This window comes from Vibrio sp. A2-1 (assembly GCF_021728355.1).
GTDB lineage: Bacteria > Pseudomonadota > Gammaproteobacteria > Enterobacterales > Vibrionaceae > Vibrio > Vibrio splendidus_K.
This window is the reverse complement of the sequence record NZ_JAKKCO010000003.1, coordinates 505,584-523,846: the sequence shown is the minus strand read 5'-3', so window position 1 is coordinate 523,846 and position 18,263 is coordinate 505,584. Positions and strand designations below refer to the sequence as shown.

Genomic DNA, 18,263 nt, shown 5'->3' with positions numbered 1-18,263 from the left:
TCTTTGAGCGCTTTTTTTGTTGATGTCGGTCGGGGAGTTCTAACGACCTATGACTGACCTTTATCGTTGGTGTTTGAGTTCGATAAGGTGAATTGGTTGATAAGAGATTCAAGGTGATCAGACAGCTCTTCTAAATCATTACTGATTCCACGAGTCTCAGCCGCAGACTGCGATGTGTTGTCGGCGTGAGAAGTGATGGTTTCAACTTTTTGTTGAACATCTTCAGTTGCGTGTGTAGTGGATTGCGTCTGTTGTTGAATATTTTTCGCATGAGCCAGCACTTGTTTCATTTCTTCAACGACACCATTCATTTCAACGGACAGAGCGTCGATATCTGTTGAGCTTTGATGTGCTTGTTCGCAAACACGGTCGGCCGAAGTTAACGACTCTTCGCTACCTTGTTGGAACTGATGGATAATCGATTCAATACTGCCTGTCGCTTCAGCCGTTCGTGATGCAAGATTACGAACTTCATCTGCCACTACCGCAAAGCCCCGACCTTGTTCTCCCGCGCGAGCAGCTTCAATCGCTGCATTCAAGGCGAGCAGGTTAGTTTGATCGGCAATGCCTCGAATAACGCTCAATATTGAAGAGACCTCTCCGGTTTGCTCATTGAGTGTCAGTATCTTGTGTTTCACTTCTTCTATGCTGCTGACTAGGTTCTTTATCTCACTGCTTGCATCATGTGCTTGGTTAGCACTTTTACAGGCCACATCAGCGGTATGATTGATGAGTTCTGAGGCGGTTAAAGTGGCTTGTTCTACATTGACTTGCTGCGCCTGTATCCCTTCTATATTGTTTTGTACTTCAGCGGTTTCGTTTTGTTGATCGCTGGCGGCTTGCTCGGTAATTTGTGCAACACTGGTCAGTTGGTTGGCTGAAGCATTCAGTTTGTGTGAGGTGTCTTGTACCCTCTCTAAGCTGTTGGAAACAGTGCCCATGAACGAGTTGATGGAGTTAGCAAGCGTACCAATTTCATCTTTGCTTTGCTCTGGCAGCCGAGTGGATAAGTTTTTATCGCTGCTGACTTGGGTCATAAAGCGAGAGGTTTGTTGAAGCGGGCGAACGATTATCTTACGAATCAATCCCATAGTAAGAACGAATCCGGCAAAGGAGATCACCGCCATGATACCGATCGCTGTCATCGTTTGAGTATTGATCAGCGAGTTGACATGGCTAAGGTTATATTCAAGTCGAATTGCACCTAATACTTCCCCTTCTGGCGCCATATGACATGCCACACAATTGGTGCCGCGATAGTTCTCGCTCGACTTCATTGGCAGAGCAATAACCAAGCCTTTTCCCCAATCGGCAGAAAAGGGTTCGATAACGGTTTCACCCGCTAGCGCTCGTTTATCAATATCATCCACAGGTGTTTGGTTGTCATTGCCAGGCCCGTATAACTTACTCACCGCATCAGCACGCAATACACGAACATTTTCAATGCCTTCTTGAGCTAACGCTTTCTGACGAAGGGTCTCTTTTTGTGCCATAGTGCCAGTGAGCATCATCATATTGAGGCTATCGAAATAGTTGCTCGCTTTATCGTGAAGCTGCTCACTTAACACTGAGTTTACAAGTTGCTTTTGCTGCGAATATTGAAAGTAGGTCGATATTGCTAATAGAAAAGTGAACACAATGGCGAGGGCCACTAGGATTTTAAAGGTGATTGTTGAGCGCATAAGGTGTTTGTTTTTATTAATTATAATGACGCGCATACTTTACGTGTAAGAGACTCTACCACCTATGAGGTATAACCGATTGTGTGACCACACTCCGGTTGTGGTTATGTTTCTGTGATGTAGCGAGTTTGTGATGATGTTCTTTGGGCGAATGAAAGGGAGTTTATCGTTAAATTTTAAGGGTATGAAAAGCCCAATAAACGTACATGACTTAAATAAACATGTTCAGCGGACTGTATTGATACTGGCCAAGCGTCACTATTAAAATCCACCTGTTAAAACAGGTGGATTTTTACTTTTACTTTTACTTTCAATTGCCGACTGCCAGTTAACTGACGGTTGAAAGAGGAATGGCGTCAGAGATTGATTTTTCTAATCTGATGGCGATAAATTTCGAGGTAGGGGTAAAGGTTCGTTCACCATAGCTGTCTAGAGGAACCAAAGGGTTGGTTTCAGGATAGTAAGCCGCCGCCTGACCCTGTGGAACGTCATAAGCTACCAGGGTAAACCCTTTCACTTTTCTCGTTACACCATCTTCCCAAAGCGACACCATATCGACCTTGTCACCCGGTTTAAAACCGAGCTTCAATATATCGGCTTCATTGATAAACAAAACTTCGCGCATACCAAAGACACCGCGGTAACGATCATTCAAGCCATATAACGTGGTGTTGTATTGGTCATGGGAACGCATGGTTTGCAAGATCAGATCGGGTTTATTACCACCTTGCAACACCGCTTCATTAATCAGTTGTTTTGGTAGTTCATTGGAGCCAAATTGCGCTTTGCCGCTGAGGGTGTTCCATTGACGATTTGCGGCAGGATTGACTAAATGAAATCCACCCGGATTTTCCAGTTTCTGATTGAAGTCAGTAAAGCCCGGAATCGTATCTGCAATGAGGTCTCGAATATGTCCATAATCTTGAATGACCCAATTCCAATCGATTGGATGGCTGCCCAGTGTGGCATTGGCAATACCCGCGACAATGGCTGGTTCAGAACGTAAATGCTCTGATCGAGGTTCGAGCTGTCCGTAAGAGATGTGAACCATGCTGAAGGTATCTTCGACGGTGATGCCTTGTGGCCCATTAGCTTGTGTATCGATTTCCGTACGTCCCAAACATGGCAGAATCAGGGCATCTTGACCGGTAACAAGGTGAGAGCGATTGAGTTTGGTTGAGATATGAACGGTTAGGTCACAATTTTTCATCGCCAGATGCGTGCGAGGAGTATCGGGTGTGGCTTGCGCAAAATTACCACCTAAACCAATAAAGACTTTCGAGCGTTTTTCCTCCATCGCTTTAATCGCTTGTATGGTGTTGTGGCCTACATCTCGCGGGGCATTGAAGTTAAAGCGGCGTTCTATGCTATCAAGAAATTGGTTTGACGGTTTTTCATCGATGCCCATTGTACGATCGCCTTGGACATTACTATGCCCCCTAACTGGTGATAGCCCAGCACCTGGCTTACCGACGTTGCCGCGCAACAATTGCACATTGGCTACTTCTTTGATGGTTTGTACTGAATGACGATGTTGTGTTAGCCCCATAGCCCAACACATGATCACCTTTTCTGAACGGCGGTACATGTCTGCGACCATTTCTATTTCGCTTAAAGCTAACCCTGATTGTTCAGCGATATGCTCCCATGTTGTCGCATCAACTTCTGCTAAGTATTCATCAATACCTATGGTGTGTTCGCTGATGAATTGACGATCAAATATGGCTTTTCCTTCGGTTGCGAGCGCATCACGTTCCCATTGCAGCAAATATTTAGCCATCCCACGAAAGACCGCCATATCGCCACCTAATGCTGGTCTTAAATAAGCGGTATTGGTTGGTTTTGAACCATTGCTTAACATTTCAACTGGAACTTGAGGATTTTGGAAACGTTCAAGTCCACGTTCTTTCAATGGATTGAAACAGATCACCTGAGCGCCGCGTTTTACCGCTTCACGCAATGGTTCAAGCATGCGGGGGTGATTAGTACCTGGGTTTTGCCCGAGCACAAAGATCGCGTCTGCTTGTTCAAAGTCGTCAAAAATCACGGTTCCTTTGCCCACACCGACCGTATCTTTCATGCCAATTGCACTGGCTTCGTGGCACATGTTTGAACAGTCAGGGAAGTTATTTGTTCCAAACGCACGGACGAAGAGTTGGTACAAAAACGCCGCTTCATTACTGGCTCGACCCGAAGTGTAAAATTCGGCTTGATGTGGCGAGTCGAGTTGCTTCAAATGCTTGGCTACGAGCGAAAAGGCTTCGTCCCACTCGATAGGAATATAGTGGTCGGATGCTGCGTCGTACTTCATCGGATGGGTTATTCGGCCTTGGTATTCCAGCCAGTAGTCTGTTTGTGATGACAAGGATGTTACGCTGTGTTCAGCGAAAAACTCAGGATCCACAAATCGATTTGTGGCTTCCCAGTTCACGGCTTTTGCACCGTTCTCACAGAAGTTCACTTTACTGCTGTGTGGGGATTCCCCCCATGCGCATCCCGGACAATCAAAACCACCGTTTTGATTCGTTTTAAGCATTGTTCGAATGTTTTTGATTGCGTTTTCGCTGCCCCACCAACTCTTAGTGACGGCTTTTAACGCACCCCAACCACCAGCAGGACCTTTATATTTTTTTATCTGTTCTTTTTGGCTCACAACTGCACTCCTCACACACGGGAACGGCAGTAAACAAGGGAACCGGTAAAAACAGGCGCGTTATAAAAATAAGGCGGGAGTAAAACGGTTTTGATTATTTGGTATCGATACCTGTTTACTGCTTTGAATATTTAGAAATAGACTGGCTAATTGTTTGCCATGATCTAAATCAAAGGTTATGCCGTTAAGGGGCGGTGCGTCCAATTGATATTGCCGACTAAGTGATAAATAGAATCTATCATGGCGAGTAAATATGGAAAGTGTCGCTTTTGTCACAGTGATAAATAGATTTTTCATAGTGATAAATAAAATTTATTAGCCAGTGCGATGTGAGCTCTATTTTACGAGAGATTTGTTAATCAGCCTTGATATAGCTGAGTCTCCCATGATAGTTGCTGTCTATCACGCTATAGATAATTTAGATTTGACCTATATTTAAATTGGGCATACTTTGATTTAAATCAAAAATACCGTTGTTATTTTAGCTGTTGCTTTACAGATTGAGCCATTTCCCGTGATAGGTATTTTCAATCACAGAGAACCGTTAATGTACGACGAACGCGAAGAAGACGCTTCATTTCAAGGTTTTACTAATCATTCATGGATATAAAACAACTTAAGTATTTAATCGCTTTAGATCAAACGAAACACTTTGGTCAGGCTGCGACACTTTGTCATATTACTCAGCCTACGTTGTCGATGAGGATAAGGCGTTTAGAAGAAGAGTTAGGCCTCGAGTTGATTTCAAGAAGTCAACGTTTTGAAGGGTTTACCGAAGCGGGTGAACGTATATTGGCTTGGGCAAAGACCGTCTTAGCGGCTCATGACGGTTTACAAGCCGAAGCGGCTAACTGCCGTGGCCAACTGGTCGGCTCGCTAAGAGTTGGCATGGTGCCTTTAGCCAGTCAAAACCCGATGCAGTTGATTAAGCCTTTAGCAGAAAAATTCCCTGAACTTCGCTTTCAAATTTTGTCGATGACATCTGAGCAGATCATAGACCAGCTCAATCGTAACCAACTTGATTTAGGCATGTGTTACACCGACCAGATCAATACGGCTTATTTTGACGTTATAGAAATGAACTCGACGGATTTAGGCATTCTGTATGACAGCCGATTCTTTGATTTTGCTGAGTCGGAAGTCTTATGGGAATCACTCAATAGCATTCCTTTGGGGCTTTTGTCTAAAGGCATGCATTATCGTCATTCGATTGATTTGAGCTTTGGTAGTAAAGGCCTAGTTCCGCAGACTTTGATTGAAAGTAACTCTACGTTTCACCTGATCCAAGCCGTTACCAGTGGCCTGTGCTGTGCTGTTATGCCGCTTAACTCTGGATTGGAAGAGCTCAATGAACAATTGCGTATCGTACCGATAGAAAAAGCCGTGGTGCATTCGCCTCTCGGTCTACTTAAGCGTAAACAAGAACCTTATTCGGCACTCACTGATCAGTGCTTTGCTGAAGCAAAACACTTGTTTAATCAGTGATGTTTGTTTAACCAGTGATGTCTATTTAATCAGTAATACTGGTTTAATAAGTAACGTTTTCAGTCTGAGTCGATATCGTCAAGCTGACTGTCTTTCCGGGTGATTTTATGAGATGTATAACTCAATCCTATATTGAACTGCCTGATTTTAATCAAGCGCCTCCACAGCCCAATGCCATGAGCTATCGAGAACTTACGGGCTATAGCATGGTGGTGGATGCACCTCTGGCAAACGAATCTGCATTGGCGATCAGTTATAACGGGATCAGTCAGGCGGTTATGATGGTGACACCCGGTCACATGGAAGACTTTGTGCGCGGTTTTAGTTTAAGCACCGGTATTGTAAAAAAATTCAGTGAGATTCGTGATATTGAGATTGGTGGCAATGGTGAATCTCATTTCGCGCAAGTAGAAATCAGCAACCGTGCTTTTTGGGACATGAAAACTCAGCGGCGTAACTTGGCTGGAACGACAGGCTGTGGTTTGTGTGGTGTTGAGGCGCTTGAACAAGCACTTCCGGATCTGGTTCCATTGCCATCGTCATTACCACCCAGTCCACTGGTTTTTCAGGGGTTGAGAGGGCGAATTGCTGAACATCAAAAAGCAGCCAAAATATCCGGTGCTTTACATGCCGCTTTGTTTGCGAATTCGAAAGGTGAAATTTCACTTTGTCGTGAAGACATCGGTCGCCACAACGCACTGGATAAACTAATAGGGGCGATGGCCGTGAACGAGATCAACCCTAAGTCGGGTTTCGCCATTATGACGAGTCGTTGCAGTTTAGAGCTTATCCATAAAGCCGTGCGTGCTGAAATCGCAACCTTGGTTTGTTTGTCGGCTCCTACCTCATTGACGGTCGAATGGGCAAGACGTAATCGCTTAAATCTGATTCACTTACCCAACAGCAGTCCACCTCGTTTATATAGCCCTGCGCCTTAATGTCATGTTTTTGTTTGGATAAAAAGAGAGACCATTGTGCCTCTCTTTGGTTTTTATGATAAATGATTATTGTTTTACGCGGTTTGGTGGTTAATTTATATCCAAATGGCTGTTTTGTTCAATTTAATAGCAAAAAATGTGGTTATAGCGTTGTGTTTCAAAGCTCATTCGATAAGATGAAAACACCTCTAATGACAGAGGTAGGGCAGCAATGGATACGCTGCTTCAATTACTATGGAATGTGACTTAATTATTGGACACATACATGAAATTCAAGATTACATCACCGATTATTGAACCTACGGAAGGCTCACCACATCAGTTAACGCAAACTCACGTTTCTCGTTTTACCTCTTTTAAGACAAGCTCCCCTTTGAACACCTTGTTCGACCACGTCTCTGCACGCTTCTTTACCGCTTATCGCTCCTATTGTTATTCGTTTTATAACTCTATTTCTATCTGAATTCCTTTGTCATCGGCTTGATGTACGAAGACTCACATCTATAAAAACTAAACAAATAAGTTAAAAACAATGAATATTAAAATGATGGGTAGCTCCCTAATTATCGCTGGTACCGCTCTCGGTGCTGGTATGCTTGCGATCCCAATGGTATTAGCTCAATTTGGATTGCTTAACGGCACACTGTTGATGGTTCTGATCTGTTTCGGTACTACTTACGCAGCACTATTACTTCTAGAAGCGACCATCAAAGCCGGTGGCGGTCTAGGGTTGAACTCTATTGCTCGAAAAACTCTGGGCAAACAAGGGCAGTTGATTACCAACGGCCTGCTTTACGCGTTATTGATTTGCCTATTAATGGCCTACATTCTGGGTGCGGGTGATTTGCTGAGCAAGTTACTGTCTAACTTTGGCGTTGAGATCACCGCGACCACGAGCCAAATCGTGTTTACCTTGCTTGCAGGTGCCGTTGTCGCAAGTGGCACCAGTGTGATTGATAAACTCAACCGTGCACTGTTCTTCGTGATGCTTGCTAGCTTGTTTGCAACCATGGTGTTCTTAGCGCCGAGCATGACTCAAGAAAACTTGATGCAGGTAACCAGCCATGACAACGTTGATCTAATCAAAACCAGTGCCATCCTGTTTACGAGCTTTGGCTTTATGGTTGTGATTCCAACCTTGGTTTCTTACAACCACGAAGCGACAGACAAACAGCTGCGTAACATGGTGATCGTCGGTTCTCTGATCCCATTAGTGTGCTACTTGTGTTGGTTGTTTGCGGTAGTCGGTAACTTGAGCGAAGAGCAATTCAGAAGCTTCAAGAACGTATCAGATTTGATGGCGGCGTTTGAGGCTCAGTCTCCTTGGGTGGGTAACGTTCTGTCTACCTTCACTGGCTTGGCGTTGTTGACCTCTTTCTTTGGTGTAGCAATGGCGTTGTTCAACCAGAACAAAGACATGTTCAATCAAAACACCGCGGTAACGTACTGCATTAGTTTCATCTTGCCGCTGGCGGGCTCACTGTTTGCTGCGGACAAGTTCCTACAAGTGTTGAACTATGCAGGCATCATCTTAGTGTTCTTGGCGGTCTTTGTTCCTCTGGTTATGGTTCATAAGCAACGCTTTATGAAAGTAGCGGAAGACAGATACAGCGCTGAAGGTGGCCGACCAATGTTGCTTTTCTCATTGTTGTTTGGTTGCTTTCTGCTTATCTCGCAAGTGATTTAATCTGGCTATTTGGTGAGTTGAGTAAATAGCTCGCCAAATTTCAGATACAAAAAAGGAACGCCTCGGCGTTCCTTTTTATTATCTGCTCAAGAAAAGCAGATTGATTCAAAAGCTATTAACAAACTAATGCTAATTAACAAACCACTTTAACTGCCAAACCACCTTGAGATGTCTCACGGTATTTAGCGTTCATGTCTTTGCCGGTTTCTAGCATTGTTTCGATAACTTTATCGAGAGAAACAGTCGGAGCAGAAGAGCGACGAAGTGCCATACGAGTTGAGTTGATTGCTTTCACTGCAGCAATACCGTTACGCTCGATACATGGTACTTGTACTTGGCCAGCAACTGGGTCACACGTTAGACCTAGGTTGTGCTCCATGCCGATTTCTGCAGCCATACATACTTGCTCAGGGCTACCACCCATAAGCTCAGCAAGACCAGCTGCAGCCATAGAACATGCTACGCCAACTTCACCCTGACAGCCAACTTCAGCGCCAGAGATAGAAGCGTTACGCTTGTAAAGACCACCGATCGCACCAGAAGCTGCGAAGTAACGGATGTAGTCTTTCTCAGTTACTGTTTGAATGAACTTATCGTAGTAAGCCAATACCGCAGGGATAATGCCACACGCGCCGTTTGTCGGTGCTGTTACTACACGACCGCCCGCTGCGTTTTCTTCGTTTACTGCGAATGCAAACATGTTCACCCAATCAACAACCGTCATTGGATCGTTGGTTGTTTTTTCTGAAGTAATCAGAAGTTGGCGAAGTGAAGCTGCACGACGAGGAACACGCAGTGGACCAGGCAAGATACCTTCAGTATTCATACCGCGATCCATACACTCACGCATCGTTCTCCAGATGTTAGCGAAGTAAGTGCGAGACTCTTCGTCTGAGTGGAAAGCTGCTTGGTTTTTCATAACCAGTGTACTAATAGAAAGACCGCTTTCTTTACACTGATTAACCAGCTCTTCAGCTGTTGTGAATTCGTATGGTGCTTTAATTGGGTTTTCTTCTTCTTTGCCGAAGCTCTCTTCGTCAACGATGAAACCGCCACCAATTGAGTAGTACGTTTTTGAGTAAGCTACTTCGTCATCAACCCAAGCATGAATGCTCATGCCATTCTCGTGTAGAGAAAGGTTCGAAGTATGGAAATTCATTCCGCCATCTTTCGGGAACGAAACAGTATGACAGTGCATACCAACAGGTAGACGTTCAGTTTCTTCTACGCGAGCAATGAAACCTGCGATAGAGTCGATATCCACTTTCTCAGGAGTATTGCCAGCAAGACCCATGATGATTGCGATATCTGTGTGGTGACCTTTCCCTGTCAGTGATAGTGATCCATATACGTCCACGGTGATTTTAGTGATGTCGCGCAATTTTCCCATTGAACGTAGGTCATCAATAAACTCTTTACCCGCTTTCATTGGTCCAACTGTGTGTGAGCTCGATGGACCAACACCGATTTTATAGATATCAAATACACTAATCATAGCGATTACCTCAAAAAGAGAGCCTCCCAAGGGGAGTAGGGAGGCTCATTTATTATCATTATATTTTTTGTCTAATCTCGCGATATAAGATGGATGCCATCTTATAAAAAAGGCTTGAGATTAAAGAGCGCCGTAGATTACAGAACTAATAGCCGCTAGACCACATAAAGCTGTAAAGATTTGCACAGGTGCTGAAGTTTTGTACTTAGCCATTGCTGGTACTTTCTGCATCGCGAATACAGGCATCAGGAACAGGATAGCTGCAATCATTGGAGCACCCATTGTTTCAATCATACCTAGGATGCTTGGGTTAACTACCGCAACAATCCAAGTTGTAACAACGATGAACGCTAGAGATGCTTTCTCAATCGTGCTGATTGAAGAACCAGAGCGAGACTTGATTAGACCAACAAGACCTTCATGAGCACCTAGGAAGTGACCGAAGTAGCTAGAAGTAATCGCTGCGAACGCTACTAGAGGACCCATGTAAGAGATAAGTGGAGACTCGTGAACGTTAGCTAGGTAAGAAAGTACAGAGATGTTTTGCGCTTGTGCTGTAGCTAGTTGCTCTGGAGATAGAGAAAGCACTACAGAGAATACGAAGAACATTACAAAACCCATCAGCATCATTGCTGCGCCGCCAGTGATCGCGTCAGTTTTCTTAACTGCGTCTTCACCGTATACACGACGTTGCTCTTTAGAGAACTGTGAAATGATTGGGCTGTGGTTGAAAGAGAACACGATGATTGGAATCGCAAGCCAGATAATAGAAGGCATTGAAGACCATTCTGGGCTTGTTTCCATCATTGAAGTGTTCCATTCAGGAACTAGGTAGAAAGACAGCGCTAGTAGGACGAATACTAGTGGGTAAACCATTGCTGAAGTTGCTTTAAGCATCAGTTCTTTACCGAATACAACACCTGCTGTCATAGCAAGGATCAGTGCACCAGAAAGAAGAGGACGTGGAATAGATTCCATACCCATTTGGTTTACTAGGAAAGAATCAACCGTGTTTGTGATACCAACACCGTAGATAAGAACGATTGGGTAGATAGCGAAAAAGTAAGCAAAAGTAATAATGTTTGCGCCAGTCTTACCGAAGTGCTCTTCAACTGTGTCTGTAATATCAGCTTCAGGGTTTTTAGCAGACAGTACGAAACGAGCTAGAGATTTGTGTGCGAACCAAGTCATTGGTGCCGCGATTAGAGCTAGGATAACTAATGGCCAAAAACCACCCGCACCAGCTTTGATTGGAAGGAATAGTACGCCAGCACCAACTGCTGTACCGAATAGTGATAAACACCAGGTAAAATCTTTATAGTTAAACTTGCTTGAATCTTTAACGGCATTTGCCGAAGAAGTTGTTGTGTTCATGTTAAATTACTCATTTTTTGGGAACAGGAAATAAGTTGGGGCTAATTCTGCAGAATTTTCTTCTGCAAAAAATAGATCTAAATCATGTAATGAAACGGCGTGTCACATGATATGCGAAAAACGGATTTTTGATCACGAAATTGGCGTGCTACAGGTGATTTATGCTCATGCTAGGTATTAATTTTTATTATGCGAAAGGTGGGGTTGTTCAGATTTATACCAAGAAAACGTTTGCGTAAAATTGCATTAATAAATCTGTTCTATAGAAAGGCTGGATTTTGTTAACAGAGATTAAACAAAACGTAGTTGCTATGTAATTTGTTGCACTACATGTCGCTGCAGAGATTGGATGATTTGAGCTGTAACGCCCCAAATTAGGTGCTCTTCGAAGGGCATCGCAAAAACACGATGCTTGATTTGTTTAACGTTAACAGTGTGGCTGTGTAACTTAGCTTGGTCTAAAACATAGGTGGCAGGCACCTCAAAAATCGAGGCCACTTCGTTCTCATCGATGATGGCTTCATAGTCAGGATCGACCATTGCAACAATCGGTGTCACAGAAAATTTACTAATAGTACTCAATGCAGGTAATTGGCCAACAATTTTAACTTGATCCGATCGAATTCCCACCTCTTCGTGGAGTTCTCTAAGTGCAGTAAATTGCATAGAAGGGTCGGAAAGTTCGTGTTTACCCCCAGGAAAGCTGACTTGGCCTGGATGATGCTTTAAATGAGCGGCTCTTTTAGTAAAAATGACATGTAAACCATCTTCTCGTTCTACTAAACCGACCACCACTGCCGCTTTGCGCAATTGATCGCCACTGATATGCGAAACACGCTCTACAGATTCAGGATGATAGCCAACCGTAGGGTTAAGCTGGAATTGTTGAAGGAAGTTTTCTTTATTCATATCAAGCCAATATATTGATTATTATGATTTTAAGTATAGGCATAACCGTGGGCTGATTACCAATTTTGAGTGTGTCTTCATTTACTTACCCTTAGTTCAGTCATTAACTAAGCATAATAAAGGGGAGTGGCTGTCACCCATCGCCTCAAAACGAGGGGTTTTGCTATATTCAATATTTGTACATTTCCAAGTAAGCGTTACCCATGTCATAAAATTAGGTGATGAAACGTAGTTTTTTTGTTTAAGAATTTGATAACAATAACTTAGTAGACCATTCTAAAAAGAAATAGAAGAAAAGGTATGAGATGAAAGGAATCATATTCACCGAATTTTTAGAGCTTGTTGAAGACAAGTTTGGGCTGGAGCTTTTGGAAGAAGTTTTAGAGATGTCAGAAGACGAAGGGATCTACACGTCGGTCGGAAGCTATGACCACAAAGACCTTGTCAGGTTGATTATCAACTTGAGTAAGAAAACCGATATTGATGCAGCCAGTTTACAGCGTGTTTTTGGGCAGTCAGTCTTTAAGAACTTATTGGCTTCATTGCCTAATAAAGCGAGCCTTGCTCATAGCACGACCACCTTTCAATTTATCCAGCACGTAGAGCGCTATATTCACGTTGAAGTGAAGAAGCTCTATCCGGATGCGGAGCCGCCTGAATTCAGCTTTATTACCACGACTGAAGCACAGCTTGTTTTTGACTATAAAAGCGCAAGGTGCATGTCTCACGTTTGCTTAGGGCTTATTGAAGGGTGTGCTGAATACCACGGTGAATCTATCGCGGTTGAAATGACGCCGCAAAATGATGACCAAAGCGTGGTTAGGTTTAATCTCAAAGTAGAAAAGTGATATGGATCCGGCATCTGCCATAGAGAAGAAACTTAAGCGTCAAATCGCGGCCAGGAAAGCGGCTGAAGTGTTGTTGGAACAAAAGAGCCTCGAACTGTTTGAGGCTAACCAACAGCTTGAACTTGCTCTGCGTCAGTTAGAAAAGCGCTCCAATGCGAATATACGTCGTATTGAATTCCAAGAACAAATCGACAACTTGTTGATTGATTTCGGGCGCGCGTTCCTTAGAAATGATCTCGATGACGTCATGTTGTCACAATTGACGATGAATGTGACCAACAGTTACTTGATCGAAGCCAGTCGTTTGATTTTGCCTCCCAAGCTGATTCCTCAGTTACATACCTATGACTATGGTGACGAAGCCGTCGAGGTGATAGAGCAATACATTCAAGAACCTCATTGGCAAGGCAACTTGCTAACGGTGCCATTAGAGGTCGAAAAGGTCATAGTCGGTGCGTTAATCGTGAAGGTCAGGTTGTTAGACCAAGACTACGAATTCATTCAAAGCCAACTGTTGTTAGTGACTGACCTTATCTGCAGTGCATTAACTCATCAGCTTGCTATCAATCGAAATGTTGAGTCACGTAAACGAGCGGAAGAGTCCGAGAGGGCAACGCGCGACTTTGTGGCCATGATTAACCATGAATTAAGAACTCCGCTTAATGGTTTGCTAGGTAGTGCAGAATTGATCAGCGATACCGAACTCAGCAGTTCTCAGCGTGAAATAGTGAATAACCTGAGCCAATCTGGAGAGTTTCTCAGAACCATCATTAATGATTTGCTTGATTTCAGCAAAATCAATGCAGGGATGTTGGATCTTATTCCCAAGAAATTTGCGTTGCATGATTTGAGAAATACGATTGAAAGTATCTTCGTCAATCGCGCGATTGAGAAGCAGATCGAATTTAATATCAGTGTCGCATCTAACGTACCTTCTCATTTCCAAGGCGATTTAGAACGTATCACGCAACTGTTTGTTAACTTAATCGGTAATGCGATCAAATTTACAGAAGAGGGGCACGTCAATGTCGATATTGAGTGGGACAAAAACCAGTTTGTTTTCTCAGTGGAAGATACTGGGGTAGGCATTGCCGAATCTGCACATAAGACGCTGTTTGAACCTTTTACTCAGGCGGATAACTCAAGTAGCCGAAACTACGAGGGTACCGGGCTTGGGTTAGCGATTTGTCGTAAGCTGGTGGCTTTAATGAATGGCGATATTGGGGTGACCAGTATTGTTGGCTCAGGTACTACGTTTACCATTTCGATTCCTCTTCAGGTTGTCGACGTACCAGCAGAGAGCGATAGTGTCGCCAAAGGCTTTGAATCTGAAGTCGAATTGTCACTGCTTGAAGTGCTCGTAGTTGATGATATTAAGATGAACCAGATCATCATCCAACAAATGTTACGTAAACATGAGATTGAACCTGTTATTGCAAGTAACGGTGTAGAAGGACTCGAGCTAGCCTCAAATAATGACTACGACATTGTGTTCATGGATTGCAGAATGCCAGTTATGGACGGCTTTGAAGCGACAGAGAAGCTAAGAAAGAAAGGGTATTCGAAGTCTATAGTTGCACTGACTGCCGGAACGACGCTTGAAGAGCGGGAACACTGTATTCAATGTGGAATGGATGACATTCTTAGTAAGCCTTATACGGCCAACGACCTTAAAGAGATGCTCAAGAAGTGGGGTGTTACGCCTGCGAAAGTAACTTAGCGCTTGTTAACTAAAGTAGCTTAGAGCTTTTTAACTAAGGTAACCTAAAGGTTGTTAATTAAGCATCGCTAGTCAGAAGTGGTCATTCACACGCTCTGGCTCAGAGACTAAAAAAACCGAAGTGATCTTACGATCCTTCGGTTTCTTTTTATTTCGGTTTCTTCTTATATAGAGCTTTTACTGGCCGTTAAGCAGCGAAACTGTCAGTTAATGACGTTATGCTTAGCATTCTTCAAGCACAGGCAGAATGCGACTCAGCTTATCGAGCGTCTCTTGGTATTCAGAGGCACAGTCACTATCGAACACCACACCGCCGCCAGCCCACGCATAGAGCGTGTTGTTTTCAGCAACTAACGTACGAATGGTAATGCTGGTATCCATTCTGCCATTTCGACTGATGTAGCCGATACTGCCACAATAGGCGGAGCGTCGATGGGGTTCTAACTCTTCAATGATCTGCATTGCTCGCACTTTTGGTGCTCCGGTAATCGACCCTCCAGGGAAACAGGCTCTCAGAAGGTCAGTTGCAGAATATTGGTTATCAAGGTCTGCTCGTATCGTGCTCACTAAGTGGTGCACGGCAGGGAAGCTTTCAATATCGAAGAGCTTTGGTACATGAACTGATCCCGGCTTTGCGACTCGGCCAATATCATTACGAAGCAGGTCGACGATCATCAAGTTTTCTGCCTGATCTTTATCGGCGTTGACCAGGTCTTGTGCGTTGGCATCATCAATCATAGGGTTTTCAGAACGAGGGCGTGTGCCTTTGATCGGTTTTGTTTCAATGGTGCCACTATTGAGTTCTAAGAATCGTTCAGGCGATACACTGATGATTGCGCAGTCGGCCAAACGGATGAAGCCAGAAAAGGGTGCCGAGTTGTACTGCTCTAATTTGTCATAGGCTAGCCATTCACTGCCTTGATATTGGGCATTGAAACGCTGAGCCAAGTTAATCTGATAGCAATCGCCGGATAACAGGTACTCTTGAACACTATCGAACTTGTTCGCATAGCTATCTTGACTCATGTTGGATTGCCATGGTGTCGTTAATCCAAAGGCAGGTTGGATTACTGCATTGTGCTTTGACTGCGAGGTTAACCAATCGAGATGTGAATCAATATTTTGGCCGACAATACATGCCGTCTTCAGTTTGTGATCAACGACAATGGCCCACTCATACAAACCAACCGCCATGTCTGGCGCTTCAATGTCTCGCTTTGCGAGTGAAGGAAGTGTTTCAACTCTGCGCCCCAAATCATAACTAAAGTAGCCCAATGCACCGCCAACGAATGGCAACTCAACGTGCTCTTTCGTTACAGGCAATAACTTTTGCTGATATTGGTCGAGTAGTTCGAAAGGATCGGAGTCTGAAACCTCGCACGTCTCATTAACATTAACGGTCGTTTTTGCACCGACTGTCTCAAAGGTGGCGATGGGTTGAGCAACTAAAATGTCGTATCGACTATCAACGTGGCTTTCTGAAGCAGAGCGTAATAGCATTGCCCACGGCATACTTTCAATATGAGAAAACAGCTGTTTAGCTAAAGTTGATTGATATTCAAGCGGCTTGATTTGGATAGAGCGAAATTCGTTGTTATTCATTTGTTTAATTTGTGACAAAGAGTTCGATCACTGCATGGCGTGTGAGAGGAAGCAAGAGTATCATAAATTGAAAATAAAATGGGTTCTTGATTAGAACGGTGCAAACCAAATGGTTTAGTTTAAAGCTATGCAAGCGATTGCTAAAGCAACTAAATACAGCTCAACATAATAAAAAGCTAAGCCAACTAACCCGGTTAGACAAAAACAGTCAAACCAAGACCCCACATGGAACCAGAACAATAAAGAGGCATGCAATGACGGTTATTCGTAAGCAAGATGTGATCAGCAGTGTCGCTGACGCACTTCAGTACATTTCTTATTATCACCCTTTAGATTTTGTCCAAGCCCTAGAAAAAGCGTATGAGAAAGAAGAGAGCCAAGCAGCAAAAGATGCTATCGCTCAGATTCTGATTAACTCACGCATGTCTGCGGAAGGTCATCGTCCAATTTGTCAGGATACAGGTATTGTTACTTGTTTCGTGAACATCGGTATGGATGTTAGGTGGGAAACGGATCAAACAGTACAGCAGATGGTTGATGAAGGCGTTCGTCAAGCTTACAACAATCCGGATAACCCATTGCGTGCATCTGTCCTAATGGACCCTGCAGGTAAGCGTATTAATACAAAAGACAACACACCAGCGGTTGTTCACATTAATATGGTTCCAGGTAATAAAGTTGAAATTCAAATCGCGGCTAAAGGCGGTGGTTCTGAGAACAAAACCAAGATGGTCATGCTAAACCCTTCTGATGACATTGCAGAGTGGGTAGAGAAAACGCTGCCGACGATGGGTGCTGGTTGGTGTCCACCGGGCATGCTAGGTATAGGTATTGGCGGTACGGCTGAGAAAGCCGCGGTACTCGCTAAAGAATCTCTGATGGAACACATCGATATTCAAGACCTTATCGACAAAGGTCCAGAGAACGCAGAAGAAGAGCTTCGTTTAGACATCTTCAACCGTGTAAACAAGCTTGGTATTGGTGCACAAGGTCTTGGCGGTCTAACCACTGTCGTGGACGTAAAAATCAAAACAGCACCAACGCATGCAGCTTCAAAGCCTGTTTGCTTGATCCCGAACTGTGCAGCAACGCGTCACGTTCACTTCACGCTAGACGGCAGCGGCCCTGCAGAGCTAACACCACCTAAGTTAGAAGAGTGGCCAGACATTACTTGGGAAGCTGGCGCGAATACACGCCGTGTTAACCTTGATGAAATTACCAAAGAAGACGTTCAAGAGTGGAAGACTGGCGAAACGGTTCTTCTATCAGGCAAGATATTAACCGGTCGTGATGCTGCTCATAAGCGTATTCAAGGCATGCTTGAAAGTGGTGAAGGTTTACCAGAAGGCGTTGACCTGAAAGGTAAGTTCATTTATTACGTAGGCCCTGTTGATGCGGTACGCGATGAAGCGGTTGGTCCTGCTGGCCCAACAACCTCTACTCGTATGGATAAGTTCACTGACATGATGCTAGAAGAAACAGGCATTATGGGCATGATTGGTAAAGCAGAACGTGGCCCTGCAACGGTAGAGTCAATCAAACAACATAAATCGGTTTACCTGATGGCGGTTGGCGGTGCAGCTTATTTAGTCGCGAAAGCAATTAAAAAAGCACGCGTGGTTGCGTTTGAAGATCTCGGTATGGAAGCGATTTACGAGTTTGAAGTTGAAGACATGCCGGTAACGGTCGCGGTTGACTCTAACGGCGTGAACGCGCACCAGATCGGCCCTGATACGTGGAAAGTGAAAATTGCTGAAGCTGAAAAAGCATAATTTACCGAAGTCAAAAGTCGTAACAGGCGCTAGCTTCAGCGTTTGAATTGCAATTCTTGACAGAAAGTTGAAGACAAAAGTGCAGCATTATTTGCACT

General features: G+C 44.1%; 13 protein-coding genes. 7 read left to right on the top strand and 6 right to left on the bottom strand.

Annotation, left to right across the window (positions count from 1 at the left end):
- Positions 1 to 47: 47 nt before the first annotated feature.
- Both L3V33_RS13695 and L3V33_RS13690 read right to left on the bottom strand, forming a co-directional pair.
- Positions 48 to 1,682, bottom strand: coding sequence for a methyl-accepting chemotaxis protein (locus L3V33_RS13695; protein WP_114634298.1), 1,635 nt, complete (start codon positions 1,680 to 1,682; stop codon positions 48 to 50).
- Positions 1,683 to 2,010: 328 nt separating this feature from the next.
- Positions 2,011 to 4,335, bottom strand: coding sequence for an FdhF/YdeP family oxidoreductase (locus L3V33_RS13690; protein WP_237290626.1), 2,325 nt, complete (start codon positions 4,333 to 4,335; stop codon positions 2,011 to 2,013).
- A 600-nt stretch (positions 4,336 to 4,935) separates the two neighbouring features.
- Here L3V33_RS13690 and L3V33_RS13685 point away from each other — a divergent pair.
- From L3V33_RS13685 to L3V33_RS13670, 4 genes are all read left to right on the top strand, one after another.
- Entirely contained in the window at positions 4,936 to 5,820 is an 885-nt protein-coding gene (locus tag L3V33_RS13685) for a LysR family transcriptional regulator (protein WP_237290625.1), read from the top strand.
- A 107-nt stretch (positions 5,821 to 5,927) separates the two neighbouring features.
- On the top strand, positions 5,928 to 6,758 hold the full coding sequence (fdhD, locus tag L3V33_RS13680) for a formate dehydrogenase accessory sulfurtransferase FdhD (RefSeq protein WP_102446893.1): 831 nt from the start codon (positions 5,928 to 5,930) through the stop codon (positions 6,756 to 6,758).
- Positions 6,759 to 7,023: 265 nt separating this feature from the next.
- On the top strand, positions 7,024 to 7,221 hold the full coding sequence (locus L3V33_RS13675; RefSeq protein WP_146162642.1) for a hypothetical protein: 198 nt from the start codon (positions 7,024 to 7,026) through the stop codon (positions 7,219 to 7,221).
- 81 nt (positions 7,222 to 7,302) lie between these two features.
- The gene (locus tag L3V33_RS13670) at positions 7,303 to 8,445 is read left to right on the top strand and encodes an aromatic amino acid transport family protein (RefSeq protein WP_237290693.1); all 1,143 of its coding nucleotides are present in this window, start codon (positions 7,303 to 7,305) and stop codon (positions 8,443 to 8,445) included.
- A 133-nt stretch (positions 8,446 to 8,578) separates the two neighbouring features.
- Here L3V33_RS13670 and L3V33_RS13665 read toward each other — a convergent pair whose 3' ends face one another.
- The 3 genes from L3V33_RS13665 to L3V33_RS13655 all read right to left on the bottom strand — a co-directional run bounded on the left by L3V33_RS13665 (position 8,579) and on the right by L3V33_RS13655 (position 12,223).
- Positions 8,579 to 9,940, bottom strand: coding sequence for an L-serine ammonia-lyase (locus L3V33_RS13665; RefSeq protein WP_054546558.1), 1,362 nt, complete (start codon positions 9,938 to 9,940; stop codon positions 8,579 to 8,581).
- Positions 9,941 to 10,060: 120 nt separating this feature from the next.
- Positions 10,061 to 11,314 (bottom strand): aromatic amino acid transport family protein, encoded by a 1,254-nt coding sequence (locus L3V33_RS13660; RefSeq protein WP_004734718.1) that lies wholly within the window; start codon positions 11,312 to 11,314, stop codon positions 10,061 to 10,063.
- Positions 11,315 to 11,623: 309 nt separating this feature from the next.
- Positions 11,624 to 12,223, bottom strand: a complete 600-nt coding sequence (locus tag L3V33_RS13655; protein ID WP_017080578.1) for a CoA pyrophosphatase — start codon at positions 12,221 to 12,223, stop codon at positions 11,624 to 11,626.
- Positions 12,224 to 12,528: 305 nt separating this feature from the next.
- On the opposite strand from L3V33_RS13655, the gene L3V33_RS13650 reads away from it, so the two are divergent.
- Together L3V33_RS13650 and L3V33_RS13645 are read left to right on the top strand one after the other, a co-directional pair.
- Positions 12,529 to 13,071: a heme NO-binding domain-containing protein gene (locus tag L3V33_RS13650; protein ID WP_017080579.1), complete on the top strand. Its 543-nt coding sequence runs from the start codon at positions 12,529 to 12,531 to the stop codon at positions 13,069 to 13,071.
- Position 13,072: 1 nt separating this feature from the next.
- A complete protein-coding gene (locus tag L3V33_RS13645) occupies positions 13,073 to 14,791 on the top strand; it encodes an ATP-binding protein (RefSeq protein WP_237290624.1) in 1,719 nt (572 codons plus the stop codon).
- Between the two features lie 222 nt (positions 14,792 to 15,013).
- Here the strand turns inward: L3V33_RS13645 and pabB are convergent, their stop codons facing one another.
- A complete protein-coding gene (gene pabB, locus L3V33_RS13640; protein ID WP_171312037.1) occupies positions 15,014 to 16,393 on the bottom strand; it encodes an aminodeoxychorismate synthase component I in 1,380 nt (459 codons plus the stop codon).
- 254 nt (positions 16,394 to 16,647) lie between these two features.
- Between pabB and L3V33_RS13635 the strand changes: the two genes are divergently transcribed.
- The gene (locus tag L3V33_RS13635) at positions 16,648 to 18,165 is read left to right on the top strand and encodes a fumarate hydratase (protein WP_004734730.1); all 1,518 of its coding nucleotides are present in this window, start codon (positions 16,648 to 16,650) and stop codon (positions 18,163 to 18,165) included.
- Positions 18,166 to 18,263: the final 98 nt, after the last annotated feature.

Coding starts and splice junctions, on each gene's coding strand:
- L3V33_RS13660 (WP_004734718.1), bottom strand. CDS start 11,314: ATGAACACAACAACTTCTTCGGCAAATGCCGTTAAAGATTCAAGCAAG.
- L3V33_RS13685 (WP_237290625.1), top strand. CDS start 4,936: ATGGATATAAAACAACTTAAGTATTTAATCGCTTTAGATCAAACGAAA.
- L3V33_RS13635 (WP_004734730.1), top strand. CDS start 16,648: ATGACGGTTATTCGTAAGCAAGATGTGATCAGCAGTGTCGCTGACGCA.
- fdhD (WP_102446893.1), top strand. CDS start 5,928: ATGAGATGTATAACTCAATCCTATATTGAACTGCCTGATTTTAATCAA.
- L3V33_RS13665 (WP_054546558.1), bottom strand. CDS start 9,940: ATGATTAGTGTATTTGATATCTATAAAATCGGTGTTGGTCCATCGAGC.
- L3V33_RS13670 (WP_237290693.1), top strand. CDS start 7,303: ATGATGGGTAGCTCCCTAATTATCGCTGGTACCGCTCTCGGTGCTGGT.
- L3V33_RS13695 (WP_114634298.1), bottom strand. CDS start 1,682: ATGCGCTCAACAATCACCTTTAAAATCCTAGTGGCCCTCGCCATTGTG.
- L3V33_RS13650 (WP_017080579.1), top strand. CDS start 12,529: ATGAAAGGAATCATATTCACCGAATTTTTAGAGCTTGTTGAAGACAAG.
- L3V33_RS13675 (WP_146162642.1), top strand. CDS start 7,024: ATGAAATTCAAGATTACATCACCGATTATTGAACCTACGGAAGGCTCA.
- L3V33_RS13645 (WP_237290624.1), top strand. CDS start 13,073: ATGGATCCGGCATCTGCCATAGAGAAGAAACTTAAGCGTCAAATCGCG.
- L3V33_RS13655 (WP_017080578.1), bottom strand. CDS start 12,223: ATGAATAAAGAAAACTTCCTTCAACAATTCCAGCTTAACCCTACGGTT.
- pabB (WP_171312037.1), bottom strand. CDS start 16,393: ATGAATAACAACGAATTTCGCTCTATCCAAATCAAGCCGCTTGAATAT.